Source organism: Actinomadura sp. NPDC000600 (assembly GCF_040492135.1).
GTDB lineage: Bacteria > Actinomycetota > Actinomycetes > Streptosporangiales > Streptosporangiaceae > Spirillospora.
This window is the reverse complement of the sequence record NZ_JBEUPD010000019.1, coordinates 36,761-49,651: the sequence shown is the minus strand read 5'-3', so window position 1 is coordinate 49,651 and position 12,891 is coordinate 36,761. Positions and strand designations below refer to the sequence as shown.

At 70.0% G+C, this 12,891-nt stretch carries 9 protein-coding genes; 2 read left to right on the top strand and 7 right to left on the bottom strand.

The features are described 5' to 3' along the window. Positions 1–264: 264 nt before the first annotated feature. The 5 genes from ABWI07_RS25975 to ABWI07_RS25955 form a co-directional block, all read right to left on the bottom strand. Positions 265–1,200: an NAD-dependent epimerase/dehydratase family protein gene (locus ABWI07_RS25975; protein WP_149262110.1), complete on the bottom strand. Its 936-nt coding sequence runs from the start codon at positions 1,198–1,200 to the stop codon at positions 265–267. Positions 1,201–1,286: 86 nt separating this feature from the next. Next, positions 1,287–2,228 (bottom strand): RNA polymerase sigma factor SigJ, encoded by a 942-nt coding sequence (gene sigJ, locus ABWI07_RS25970; RefSeq protein WP_149262109.1) that lies wholly within the window; start codon positions 2,226–2,228, stop codon positions 1,287–1,289. 173 nt (positions 2,229–2,401) lie between these two features. Next, the gene (locus ABWI07_RS25965) at positions 2,402–5,218 is read right to left on the bottom strand and encodes a vitamin B12-dependent ribonucleotide reductase (protein ID WP_149262104.1); all 2,817 of its coding nucleotides are present in this window, start codon (positions 5,216–5,218) and stop codon (positions 2,402–2,404) included. Between the two features lie 118 nt (positions 5,219–5,336). Continuing rightward, on the bottom strand, positions 5,337–5,810 hold the full coding sequence (gene nrdR / locus ABWI07_RS25960) for a transcriptional regulator NrdR (protein ID WP_141583086.1): 474 nt from the start codon (positions 5,808–5,810) through the stop codon (positions 5,337–5,339). 469 nt (positions 5,811–6,279) lie between these two features. After that, positions 6,280–6,615, bottom strand: coding sequence for a LysM peptidoglycan-binding domain-containing protein (locus ABWI07_RS25955; protein WP_353820084.1), 336 nt, complete (start codon positions 6,613–6,615; stop codon positions 6,280–6,282). 175 nt (positions 6,616–6,790) lie between these two features. On the opposite strand from ABWI07_RS25955, the gene lexA reads away from it, so the two are divergent. Beyond that, positions 6,791–7,477 carry a transcriptional repressor LexA gene (gene lexA / locus ABWI07_RS25950; protein WP_149262102.1) on the top strand — a complete coding sequence of 229 codons (687 nt, stop codon included), beginning with the start codon at positions 6,791–6,793 and terminating at the stop codon, positions 7,475–7,477. A 301-nt stretch (positions 7,478–7,778) separates the two neighbouring features. Here lexA and leuS read toward each other — a convergent pair whose 3' ends face one another. Next, entirely contained in the window at positions 7,779–10,241 is a 2,463-nt protein-coding gene (leuS, locus tag ABWI07_RS25945) for a leucine--tRNA ligase (protein WP_235037162.1), read from the bottom strand. A gap of 228 nt (positions 10,242–10,469) precedes the next feature. Continuing rightward, positions 10,470–11,084 (bottom strand): TerB family tellurite resistance protein, encoded by a 615-nt coding sequence (locus tag ABWI07_RS25940; RefSeq protein ID WP_149262100.1) that lies wholly within the window; start codon positions 11,082–11,084, stop codon positions 10,470–10,472. Between the two features lie 254 nt (positions 11,085–11,338). Here ABWI07_RS25940 and ABWI07_RS25935 point away from each other — a divergent pair, with 254 nt between their 5' ends. Next, positions 11,339–12,883 carry a long-chain-fatty-acid--CoA ligase gene (locus tag ABWI07_RS25935; protein ID WP_149262099.1) on the top strand — a complete coding sequence of 515 codons (1,545 nt, stop codon included), beginning with the start codon at positions 11,339–11,341 and terminating at the stop codon, positions 12,881–12,883. Positions 12,884–12,891: the final 8 nt, after the last annotated feature.

Below are 12,891 nucleotides of genomic sequence, written 5' to 3'. Positions count from 1 at the left end.
TCCAGCCTCGGACGCCCTCGCCGCCCGCGGCATCGGGAAGATCCCTGAAGTGACCCTGAAATCACCGCTCCACGACCGAGGGCCGGGGGCGGCCTGGGTACGGGCCCCGGGCCGGACGCGGCGAAGGGGAGACGGGCTGAGCCGTCTCCCCTTCGCCGACCGATCCAGGCTTCGCCGCCGTGGAACCTGGGGTCGGTCCTGGCCATGCGCCGCACGGTTTCCTCGCCGAGGACGTGCTCGTCCATGCGGACGACGCTCAGCAAGTCACGCCATAGCCCGGAAACCTTGGCGCCAGGAGGGGTGTGCCGGGTGCCAGCCCAGTTCGCGCTTGGCCTTGGCGTTGGACGCGCCGCGCAGTTCGGTCATGAGCACGACGCCGGCCTGTCCGGCGGCCAGCCGTCCGACGAACCGCGGTACCTTCATCGGCTTCTTTGCGCCCAGCATCGCCGCCAGTTCCGGCAGCCATTCGGCGACCGGAGCGGGATCGTCATCGACGATGTTGTAGACACCGCGGCCGCCCTTCTCCACCGCTGCGACCGTGGCCTCGGCGGCGTCGGCGATGTGGATGAACGACCACACCCCGCCGCCGTCGCCGACGACCGGGAACTTGCGCTTGCGGATCATCTCGACCTGCTCGGAGCCCGGTGCCATGGAGGTGCCGGGTCCGTAGAACCCGCCATAGCGCAGCACGATCCCCTCGGTCCAGGCGGCGCCCAGCACGGCCTTCTCCAGGTGCTCGATCGCGGCGATCATCGAGGCCATCTGGGGGATCGGTGAGCGGTCGAGGGGGTCTTCCTCGACCTTGACCGGCCCGCCGGTCCGGTCGTAGGTGAACGCGCCGTTGCTCTGGGCGACGAACCGTCGTACTCCGGCGGCGCGGGCGGCCGCGAGCAGGTTGTCGGTGCCCTCGGTCCGCAGCCGGCCGGTGGCGGCGAAGCTGCGTTCGAAATGGCGGGTGTCGATGTCCCCGATGGCGGTCAGCTGGTGGACGATCACCTCCGGGGCCGCCTGGCGCACGGCCGCCTCGACCTGGACGCGATCGAGCGCGTCGGCGATGACCGGCACCGCGCCCAGTTCCGCCGCCTTGGACTTGCCGGAGTCGCTGCGGACCATGGCGAACACCTCGTGTCCCGCCTCGACCAGACGAGGCACGAGTTCCGTGCCGATCGCTCCGGTCGCTCCTGCCACGAGCACTCTCATCGTCGGCTCCCTTGCTGTCCGGTTCGGGTTCGCCACTTGAACCGGATGGCCCGCCGATTGCTGACAAGAGTCGAATGTGACTTGGGTCACACCACGAGGAGGGGCTCACCATGGTCGGCCGCCGCCCACTGCTCGGTCGCGCGTGCGAGCTTGTCGGGGTTCGCCTGTGTACGGCAGGCGGCGATCCCCTCGGCCGTGACCTCCAGGCACATGATGCCGACGACCCGGCCTTCCACGACGGCCACGACGGCGGGTTCGCCATTGGCGACCCAGGCGTATATCTCAGACGAGCCACCGACGATGGCGCGCGTCGCCTCGCTGGGCTTGAGGAGTGTCCCCACGAACTTCGCGACCGCGACGGCTCCCTTGAACGCCTTGGTGCGTGCCGGGACCTTCCCTCCGCCGTCACCGATGGAGACGGCGTCCTTGGTGAGCAGGCGTACGAGCTCATCGGTGCGGCCACTGGTGGCGGCGGCGAGGAACTCCTCGACGATCCGGCGGGCGGCGGCCTCGTCGACCTCGCGACGGGCCTTGCCGTACGCGACGTGCTCCTTGGCGCGGTGAAAGATCTGCTGGCTGGCGGCCTCGGTGATGTCGAGGATCTCGGCGATCTCCCGGTGCGGGTAGTCGAAGGCCTCCCGCAGGACGTAGACGGCCCGTTCGTTGGGAGCCAGGCGCTCCATGAGGGTGAGGACCGCGTACGACACCGATTCGCGCTGCTCGGCGGTGTCGGCCGGGCCGAGCATCGGGTCCCCCGCGAACAGCGGCTCGGGGAGCCACCGGCCCACGTAGGTCTCGCGGCGTGCCCGCGCGGAGGCGAGCTGGTTGAGGCACAGGTTGGTGAGCACCTTCGTCAGCCAAGCCTCGGGAACCTGGACGCGGCCGACGTCCGCGGCCTGCCAGCGCAGGAACGTTTCCTGGACGACGTCCTGTGCCTCGTCCGCGGAGCCGAGGAGACGGTAGGCGATGGCCTGCAGACGGGGCCTCGCCAGCTCGAACCGGTCGACGTCATCCGCCCTCAAAGGCATGGCCTGATCATAGTCTTCCGCAGTGGCTTCAGCAGGTCGCGGCCCTTCTCGCGGATCGTGGCCGTCACCTCTGACACGGCGAAGGGGAACCGACCATGGCCGGTTCCCCTTCGCCGTCCGGTGGTTCAACCGGAGTCGATCAGTTCAACGTGCGGATGGAGGTTCGCTCGTCCTCAGCTGCAGCCGCTGGTGGAGCCGCAGCCCTCGCAGACATAGCAGCTGCCCGCCGGGCGCATCTTCGTGCCGCAGGTGAGGCAGAGCGGCGCGTCGGCCGTGCGGCCCTGCCGGCTCTCGATCACCTCCATGGACGAGCGCGCCTCACCCGCCGGGGCCGGGGCGGGCGCCGCGGGCCGGGCGATCTCGGCGGACTGCGCCAGGGACTCGCGGTCGACCTCGTCCTCGGCGTGCAGGGCGGCGGGGTCCTCGCCGTTGGCCTGCATCGCGCGCTCCTCGGCGGTGAAGATGCCGAGCTCGGCGCGCTCCTCGTACGGGAGGTGGTCCAGCGCCAGGCGGCGGAAGATGTAGTCCATCACCGAGGTCGCCATGCGGATGTCCGGGTCGTCGGTCATGCCCGCCGGCTCGAACCGCATGTTGGTGAACTTCTCCACCCACGTCTCCAGCGGGACGCCGTACTGGAGGCTGATGGAGATCGCCATGGAGAAGGCGTCCATCACGCCCGCGAGCGTGGAGCCCTGCTTGCCGAGCTTGAGGAAGACCTCGCCGACACCGTCGTCCGGGTAGGACGAGGCGGTCATGTAGCCCTCGGCGCCCGCCACGGAGAAGCGGGTCACGGTCGCGGGACGCTGCTTCGGCAGGCGCCGGCGGACGGGGCGCGGCACCGTCTCGGCGGGCGCCGCCGCCTTCGGCTCCTCCTTCTTGCCCGCGGCGGACAGCGGCTGGCCGACCTTGCAGTTGTCGCGGTAGATCGCCAGGGCCTTCAGGCCGAGCCGCCAGCCCTCGAAGTACACCTTCTCGATGTCCTCGATGGTGGCCTGCTCCGGCATGTTGACGGTCTTGGAGATCGCGCCGGACAGGAACGGCTGGACGGCCGCCATCATCCGGACGTGCCCCATCGGGCTGATCGCCCGCTCGCCCATCGCGCAGTCGAACACCTCGTAGTGCTCGGGGCGCAGCCCCGGCGCGTCCACGACGTGGCCGTGCTCGGAGATGTACTCGACGATCGCCTCGATCTGCTCCTGCTGGTAGCCGAGCTTCTTCAGGGCGCGCGGCACCGTGTGGTTGACGATCTGCATGGACCCGCCGCCGACGAGCTTCTTGAACTTCATCAGCGCGAGGTCCGGCTCGATGCCGGTGGTGTCGCAGTCCATCATCAGGCCGATCGTCCCGGTCGGGGCGAGCAGGCTGGCCTGCGCGTTGCGGTACCCGTTCTTCTCGCCGGCCTTCAGGCAGTCGGCCCACTGCTTGGCGGCGGCGGCGTGGATCGCCTTGTCCATCGCGTCCAGCGTGCGGATGCCGTCGTTGGCGGCGGCGTGCTTGCGCATGACGCGCTTGTGCCCCTCGGCGTTGCGCGCGTAGCCGGCGTACGGGCCGACGACGCCCGCGAGCTCGGCCGAGCGCCGGTAGGCGACGCCCGTCATCAGCGACGTGATCGCCGCGGCGAGGGACCGCCCGCCCTCGGAGTCGTAGGCGTGCCCGGTCGCCATCAGCAGGGCGCCGAGGTTGGCGTAGCCGATGCCGAGCTGCCGGTAGTCGCGGGTCGTCTCGGCGATCTTCTCCGTCGGGAAGTCGGCGAAGGTGATGGAGATGTCCATCGCCGTGATGATCAGCTCGGTGAGCTTGACGAACTTCGCGACGTCGAACGCGTTCTCGTCGGTGAGGAACTTCAGCAGGTTGATGCTGGCGAGGTTGCAGGACGAGTTGTCCAGGCTCATGTACTCCGAGCAGGGGTTGGACGCGGTGATCCGCCCGGTCTCGGGGTTGGTGTGCCAGTCGTTGATCGTGTCGTCGTACTGGATGCCGGGGTCGGCGCACTCCCACGCCGCCTTGGCCATCAGCCGGAACAGCTCCTTGGCCTTGACCGTCTCGATGACCTCGCCGGTCATCCGGGCGCGCAGCCCGAACTCGCCGTCCGACTCCACCGCGTGCATGAACTCGTCCGACACCCGGACGGAGTTGTTGGCGTTCTGGTACTGGACGCTGCCGATGTCCTTGCCGCCGAGGTCCATGTCGAACCCGGCGTCCCGCAGCGCGCGGATCTTGTCCTCCTCGCGCGCCTTGGTCTCGATGAACTCCGCGACGTCGGGGTGGTCGACGTCCAGCACGACCATCTTGGCGGCGCGGCGGGTCGCGCCGCCCGACTTGATCGTCCCGGCGGACGCGTCGGCGCCGCGCATGAACGAGACCGGGCCGCTGGCCGTCCCGCCCGAGGACAGCAGCTCACGGCTGGAGCGGATGCGGGAGAGGTTCAGGCCGGCGCCGGAGCCGCCCTTGAAGATGACGCCCTCTTCCTTGTACCAGTCCAGGATCGACTCCATCGTGTCGTCCACGGACAGGATGAAGCACGCCGAGACCTGCTGCGGGGACCTGGTGCCGACGTTGAACCAGACGGGGGAGTTGAAGCTGAACATCTGGTGGACCAGGGCGTACTTCAGCTCGTGGTCGAAGATCTCGGCGTCCTGCTCGGAGGCGAAGTAGCCCTCCTTGAGCCCCGTGTCCACGTACATGCGGACGACGCGGTCGACGAGCTGCTTCAGGCTCCATTCCCGCTGCGGCGTGCCGACCGCCCCGCGGAAGTACTTGGACGTGACGATGTTGACGGCGTTCAGCGACCAGAAGTCGGGGAACTCGACGCCGCGCTGCTCGAAGTTCACCGAGCCGTCGCGCCAGTTGGTCATGACGACGTCGCGGCGCTCCCAGCGCAGCTCGTCGTACGGGTGCACGCCGGGCGTGGTGAAGATGCGCTCGATCTTCAGCCCCTTGCGGCCCCCCTTGCCGCGCCGTGCCGCCGAGCCGCTCACCGTCTCCGTCATGGCCTTCCCCCTCTCGGGCCCTCCCGCCGGGCCCTGTTCAGGAACAACTCCGCCGCCGCACGGGCCATGCCCGGGCGGAGACGCCTTTACATGTGCTGATGTGTTTCCGGAACCGTCCCTACCGGGACGGGCCGGGCTCCCCCGAGGAACCGGCCTTCCGCAGTGCTTCGATCTCCTTGGCGAAGTCGTCCAGCGACTCGAAGCTCCGGTAGACCGAGGCGAATCGCAGATAGGCGACCTCGTCGAGTTCGCCGAGCGGCCCCAGGATCGCGAGGCCGATCTCGTGCGAGGGGATTTCCGCGGATCCGGACGACCTGATCGCCTCTTCGACCCGCTGTCCCAGCTTCGCGAGCGCATCCTCGTCGACCGGGCGGCCCTGGCAGGCCCTGCGCACCCCGGCGATGATCTTTTCCCGCGAGAACGGCTCGGTGACCCCGCTGCGCTTGGCCACCATCACGAGCACATTCTCCTGCGTGGTGAATCGCTTGCCGCATTCCGAGCACGACCGGCGACGCCGAATGGCGCCACCGTCATCGGTCGAACGGCTGTCGATCACTTTGGTGTCAGGGTTGCGGCAGAACGGGCAGTGCACGTTTGGTCCCCTCCCCTGACGTAAACGAGTTACACCGATGTTGATGCCATATATAGGGAACTACATCGATGTGACTACTAGATGTTGTGGTCAACCGTACGGCTCGCCGGAGCCGTTCGCAACCTGATCGGCGGCCCCGTGCGTCACATCCGCCACGTCCGCGCAGGTCACCTCCGACACCCCGATTTTCCCTCCGGGCGTGTCGTCACCCACCGCCTCCGCCGGACGCCGCCGGGTAACCCTTCACACCGCAAAGCCCCAGGCCAACGCCCCCGCCACACATGCGCCACCGCCCGCGACCGCTCAGGCCGTCGCACTCGGTGAACGCCTCGCCCGGCGACCTCTCCGGCGTCCGGCAAGGCCGACGCCGCTACGGCACGGGAGCGCCCGGAGTTGCCGCACGCCGGCAGTCGAGCCATGGCGGCACGCAACGCGAGGGAAGGATGGTGACTCGGCGTAGCGGCCGGGGTCAGCTCGCAGGGAGGCGGAGCTCCTGGCCGGGATGGACGGTGGGATCGCCCGCGAGTCCGTTGAGGTCGATGATGCGCTGGACGACCACGCGGGGGTCGCTGCCGGGATCGGCGGCGGAGGCGATCTCCCAAAGGGTCTCACCGGGCTCGACGACGACCGTTCGGGCGGGACGGACCGGGGCGCCGCGGCCTTCGCCGGAGCCGGCGAAGGCGCCCGGCCCCACGGTGAGCCAGAGCAATATCAGCGTCAGGGTGGCGGCGAAGGCGACCAGGACGGCGCGGCCGCGGCGGGTCAGGCAGATCGGGGGACGGTCACTGTGGGGTGAACCCGGCATCTCTCCCCTCCTCGACTTCGAATGCATTTTCGATCGAACGCCTGTACGATGTTCTACCAGGGGGCGTCCGCAAAAAGCGAGCACATCTTCGAACAATTGTTTGATCATCGGGCCTGGACGCGATAGGTTCCATGACAAGGAGTGACGGATCGAGGCGCCCGGGAGGCGACGAGCGATGAGCAAGGTCCGGGAGCTGCCCGACGGGCCGATGGACGAGACGGGCCTGACCCAGCGACAGCGCATGGTCCTGGAGGTGATCCGCGACTCGGTCCAGCGCCGCGGGTACCCGCCCTCGATGCGCGAGATCGGCGAGGCCGTCGGGCTGACCAGCACCTCCAGCGTGTCGCACCAGCTCCGGGCGCTGCAGCGCAAGGGCTTCCTGCGGCGCGACCCCAACCGGCCGCGCGCGGTCGAGGTGAGGGTGCCGGGGGCGACGCCCGTGCGCACCCATGAGGAGGGCTACGAGCCGGGCTCGGCGCAGCCCGCGCCCGCGTACGTGCCGCTCGTCGGGCGCATCGCCGCCGGTGGCCCGATCCTCGCCGAGGAGGCCGTCGAGGACGTGTTCACGCTGCCGAAGCAGCTCGTCGGCGAGGGCACCCACTTCCTGCTGAAGGTCACCGGCGACTCGATGATCGACGCCGCGATCGCGGACGGTGACTGGGTGGTCGTGCGGCAGCAGCCGGTGGCCGAGCAGGGCGACATCGTGGCCGCCATGATCGACGGCGAGGCCACGGTCAAGACGTTCAAGCGCCGCGACGACGGCCACATCTGGCTGATGCCCCAGAACCCCGCCTACGAGCCGATCCCCGGCGACGAGGCGTCGGTGCTCGGACGCGTCGTGGCGGTCCTTCGCAAGATGTGACGCCGCGCTTCAGCGGCCGCCGGAGCCCCTCCGGCGGCCGCTGAAGCCTGCCCTGACCGAGCCCCCCACACCCCGGCGCGCGCCCCGACCGCCGCACGCCCACCGCACCCGGCCACGCAGGCACACGCTTAGCCCGCCCCAGCGCGCGAGCCAGCACATCGCCGCTGCCACCGGTGCCGAGAACCCAGCACGAAGCCCCCGCCAGCACCACACGACGCCTGCGGTGGCACGCCAAGTCACGGCAGTGTCGGCGTGGGTGGGGTGGGCCGCCGCGCCGGTTGGGCGGCGCGGCGGGCCTGGGTCAGCGTTTGGGGACGATGTTGACGATCTTGGGGGCGCGGACGATGATCTTGGCGATGTCGGCACCGCCCAGGGCGTCCTGGATCTTGGCGGAGGCCAGCGCGCGGCGCTCCAGTTCCTCCGCGGTGATCCCGGGCGGGACCTCCAGGCGGTCGCGCACCTTGCCGCCGACCTGGACGACGCAGGTGACCGACTCCTCAACCAGCAGCGCGGGGTCGGCGGACGGCCAGCCCGCGCGGATCACCGGAGCCGTGCGGCCCAGCAGCTCCCACACCTCGTCGGCGGTGTAGGGGGCGAACAGCGACAGCAGCACCGCGATCGCCTCGGCGGCCTCGCGGACGGCCGGGTCGGCGGCGCCGGGGCCCGAGTCGATGGCCTTGCGGGTCGCGGTGACCAGCTCCATGATCCGCGCGATGGCGACGTTGAACCGCTGCGTCTCGACCAGCGTGGTCGCCTCGGCGACCGTGCGGGCCGTGGCGCGGCGCAGGGCCGGGTCGCCGGCGGTGACGTCCACGCCGGGCGCGGACGAGACCTCGGTGGCGATGCGGTGCACGCGGGACAGGAACTTCGACATGCCGTGCTGGGACACGTCGGCCCAGTCGATGTCGTCCTCGGGCGGGCCGGAGAACAGGATCGCCAGCCGGACGACGTCCACCCCGAACTCGGCGATCTGCTCGCCCAGGTCGACGCCGTTGCCCAGCGTCTTGGACATCGCCTTGCCCTGGTTGATCACCTGGCCCTGGTTCAGCAGCCGGGTGAACGGCTCGGTGAAGTCGACCATGCCCATGTCGTGCAGGACCTTGGTGAAGAACCGGCTGTACAGCAGGTGCAGGATGGCGTGCTCGACGCCGCCCGTGTACTGGTCGACCGGCATCCACTTGCGGACCTGCTCGACGTCGAACGGGCCGCCCTCGTAGTTCGGCGAGCAGTAGCGGAAGTAGTACCAGGACGAGTCGACGAACGTGTCCATGGTGTCGGTGTCGCGGGTGGCCGCGCCGCCGCACTTGGGGCACTCGGTGTTCACCCAGTCGGTCGCGGCCGCCAGGGGTGAGGTGCCCTTGGGCGCCAGGTCGGCGCCGCGCAGGCCCTCGGGCAGCTTCACGGGCAGCTGGTCGTCGGGGACGGGGACCTCGCCGCACGCCTCGCAGTGCACGATCGGGATCGGGCAGCCCCAGAACCGCTGCCGGGACACCAGCCAGTCGCGCAGCCGGAAGTTCACCGACGCGCGGCCGGTGCCGCGCTCCTCCAGGATCTCGGTGATACGGGCGATGCCGTCGGCCTTGGTCAGCCCGTCGATCGGGCCGGAGTTGACGATGGCGCCGTCGCCGGGGGTGGCGACGCCCGTCTCGGCGGGGTCGGCCAGTCCGGTCTCGACGACGACGCGGACGGGCAGCCCGAACTTCAGCGCGAAGTCCAGGTCGCGCTGGTCGTGCGCCGGCACGGCCATGATCGCGCCGTGCCCGTACTCGGCCAGGACGTAGTCGGACGCCCAGACGGGCAGCCGCTCGCCGTTGACCGGGTTGACGGCGTAGCGGCCCAGGAACACGCCGGTCTTCTCGCGCTCGGTGGACAGCCGCTCGATCTCGCTCTCGCGGGAGACCTCGTCGCGGTAGGCCTCGAACGCGGCGCGATGGTCGGGGTGGCAGATCTCCTCGGCCAGCGCGGCGTCGGCGGCGACGACCATGAAGGTCGCGCCGTACAGGGTGTCGGGGCGCGTGGTGTAGACGGTGACGGGCTCGTCGCGGCCCTCGATCACGAAGTCGACGTCGGCGCCGGTGGAGCGGCCGATCCAGTTGCGCTGCATCAGCAGGACGCGCTCGGGCCACTTGCCCTCCAGCTGCGCCATGTCGTCCAGCAGCCGGTCCGCGTACTCAGTGATCTTGAAGTACCACTGGGTCAGCACGCGCTTCTCGACCAGCGCGCCGCAGCGCTCGCAGTGCCCGCCGACGACCTGCTCGTTGGCCAGGACGGTCTGGTCCTTCGGGCACCAGTTGACATGGCCGCCCTTGCGGTAGGCCAGGCCCCGCTCGTAGAAGCGCAGGAACAGCCACTGCGTCCACTTGTAGTACTCGGGGTCGGAGGTGTGCAGGCGCCGCGTCCAGTCGAAGGACGGGGCGTAGCGGTGGAAGGAGGCCGCTTGCGTCTCGATGTTGGCGTACGTCCACTCGGCGGGGTGCGAGTCGCGCTTGATGGCGGCGTTCTCGGCGGGCAGGCCGAAGGAGTCCCAGCCGATCGGGTGCAGGACGTTGTGACCGCGCTGGAACCAGTAGCGCGCGACGACGTCGCCGATGCCGAACGCCTCCGCGTGGCCCATGTGCAGGTCGCCGCTGGGGTAGGGGAACATGTCGAGGGCGTAGCGGCGCTCCTCGGCGGTGCCCGTCTCGTCCGCCTTGAACGGGTCGAGCTCCTCCCAGCGGGCCTGCCACTTGTCCTGAACCGCCCGGGGGTCGTACCCCTCGTTCAGGGGGGACGCCCCCCCTGTACCCCCCGGCGTCGCACGGTAGGGAACGTCGCTGCTCACGCTTCTGACTCCGGTTCCTGCTGCTGGGTCGTGGCCGTCCGCCGACATGAAACGGCCCCTCGCACAGGAGGGGCCACCACGCTGACGTCAGTGCGTCAACGTGGTCGTTCGAGGAGCAGCCTGGCTGACATACCTCAAGAGTAGCGCAGTCGCAACCCCCGCCGCCGCGACTTAGTGCCCCGACTCCTGGCGCGCCATGGACACGACGCCGGTCACCTGGACGCGGGTCAGCTCGAGATCGGCGCCGACGGCCGACAGCGTCTCCTCCTCGGAGACGGTCAGCGGCCCGTCGACCAGCGCGATCTCGGCGGCGGCGCGCAGGATGCTCTCCCGCGCCTCGGGGGCGAGGGCCGAGGCGGCGCGTCCCATCTCGACGCGGACCTCGTCGAAGGGGCGGCCCAGGTCGGCGTTCAGGGCGGTGTCGTCGTACCCGGGCTCGCCGGCCTGCCGGACGACGGCGACGGCGCGGGAGCGGGCGGCCTCGTCGGTGTAGTCGCCGGAGCGCAGGACCTGCGCGATGGCCATGCGCAGCAGCATGGCGGGCATCTGCGCGAGCTGCGCGGTCGTCGGCACATCGAGCACGCCGGGGTTCCAGCGGCCGTGGCAGGTGTCGCACTCGACGAACTCGCCGCCGGCCTTCATCAGCGGGATGACCGGGATGAAGAACAGCGTGAAGAAGTTGCGCCCCTGCCGGCGGCGGTACTCGCGGTCGCCGCCGCAGTCGGGGCAGTGGAAGGTCCCCCTGGTCAGGGTGAAGAACACCACGCGCCAGCCGAAGATGATCAAGATCGCGCACCCTTTCTCGCCGAAGCGGCACATGGTAACGCCGCCGGACCGCCCGGATGGTAACGACGGCGGGCGGAGCCGCGTTCCCGCCCGGCCCCTTCCGGCCGCGCCGGGCGCCGTCACAACGACGAAAACGGCACGTCAAGGCCTGCGAATGATGGCGCCGGACACGTCCCGTGCAGCAGGATGTGCCAAACGGTTCATACACTCGTCGGTAACTAACCGGCAGGTCACCTTTCCGCGCGAGGAGTGCCATGCTCAACCTGTCCGTGCTGCTGGAGGACGCCGCCCGGGAGACGCCCGACCGCGACGCGGTCGTGTTCGGCGATCTCCGGCTGTCCTACTCCTTCCTCGACCAGGTCGCGAACCAGGTCGCGAACCTGCTGCGCGAGCGCGGCATCGGGCCGGGCGACAAGGTGGCGCTCTCCAGCCCGAACCTCCCGTACTTCCCGATGGTGTACTTCGGGGTGCTCAAGGCGGGCGCGGTCGTCGTCCCGCTGAACGTGCTGCTCAAGCCGCGGGAGATCGCCTACCACCTCGGCGACTCCGGGGCCAAGGCGTTCTTCTGCTTCGAGGGGACGCCGGAGCTGCCCCTCGGCGAGATGGGGCGCGCCGGGTTCGAGCAGGCGGAGGGCTGCGAGCACCTCTTCCTGCTGCCCGCCGACCCGTCCGCCGCGGAGTCCCCGGTCGAGGGGGCCGAGCTGTTCTGGGCGGCGCTCGCCGGCAAGCCGGGCACCTTCGAGACGGCGCAGACCGGGCCGGGCGACACCGCCGTGATCATCTACACCAGCGGGACGACCGGGCAGCCGAAGGGCGCCGAGCTCACGCACAGCAACCTGCTGACGAACGCCATGGTGGACGACACGCTCTTCTACCGGACGCTGCACGACACGTCGCTGGTGACGCTGCCGCTGTTCCACATCTTCGGCCAGACCTGCGTGATGAACGTCGGCCTCTACCGGCGCGCGACACTCGTGATGCAGGCGCGGTTCGACGCCCGGCAGGCCGTCGAGCTGATGGTCAAGGAGAAGGTGAACATCTTCGCGGGCGTCCCGACGATGTACTGGGGGCTGCTGACCGACGAGACCTCCGACGAGGACATCGCGGCGATCCGGGAGAACCTGCGGGTCGCGGTGTCGGGCGGGTCGGCGCTGCCCATGGAGGTCCTCAAGGGCTTCAGGACGAAGTTCGGCGTGGACGTCCTGGAGGGCTACGGCCTCTCGGAGACGTCGCCGGTGGCCTCGTTCAACCGCCCGGACCGTCCGACCAAGCCCGGCTCGATCGGCCTGCCCGTGTGGGGCGTCGAGATGAAGCTGATCGACGACGACTGGAAGGAGATCGAGGGCGAGGGGCCCGGCGAGATCGCCATCCGGGGCCACAACATCATGAAGGGCTACTACGGCCGGCCCGAGGCGACCGAGGCCGCCATCAGGGACGGCTGGTTCCGCACCGGCGACGTGGCCCGCCGCGACGAGGACGGCTACTACTACATCATCGACCGTTCCAAGGACATGATCATCCGCGGCGGGTACAACGTGTACCCGCGGGAGCTGGAAGAGGTCCTGATGACCCACCCGGAGGTGTCGCTGGCCGCGGTGGTGGGCGTCCCGCACCCCTCGCACGGCGAGGAGGTCAAGGCGTACGTGATCCGCACCCCCGGCGCGACCGTCACCGAGGACGAGCTGGTCGCGTGGGGCAAGGAGCAGTTCGCGAACTACAAGTACCCGCGGATCGTCGAGTTCCGCGACGAGCTGCCGATGACCGCCACCGGCAAGATCCTCAAGCGCGAGCTGCGCTGACCGCGCGC

What these genes read in the sequence shown, in the direction of transcription:
- ABWI07_RS25955 (WP_353820084.1), bottom strand. Translation starts at nt 6,615, where the DNA reads ATGCCGGGTTCACCCCACAGTGACCGTCCCCCGATCTGCCTGACCCGC.
- ABWI07_RS25965 (WP_149262104.1), bottom strand. Translation starts at nt 5,218, where the DNA reads ATGACGGAGACGGTGAGCGGCTCGGCGGCACGGCGCGGCAAGGGGGGC.
- lexA (WP_149262102.1), top strand. Translation starts at nt 6,791, where the DNA reads ATGAGCAAGGTCCGGGAGCTGCCCGACGGGCCGATGGACGAGACGGGC.
- ABWI07_RS25935 (WP_149262099.1), top strand. Translation starts at nt 11,339, where the DNA reads ATGCTCAACCTGTCCGTGCTGCTGGAGGACGCCGCCCGGGAGACGCCC.
- ABWI07_RS25975 (WP_149262110.1), bottom strand. Translation starts at nt 1,200, where the DNA reads ATGAGAGTGCTCGTGGCAGGAGCGACCGGAGCGATCGGCACGGAACTC.
- sigJ (WP_149262109.1), bottom strand. Translation starts at nt 2,228, where the DNA reads ATGCCTTTGAGGGCGGATGACGTCGACCGGTTCGAGCTGGCGAGGCCC.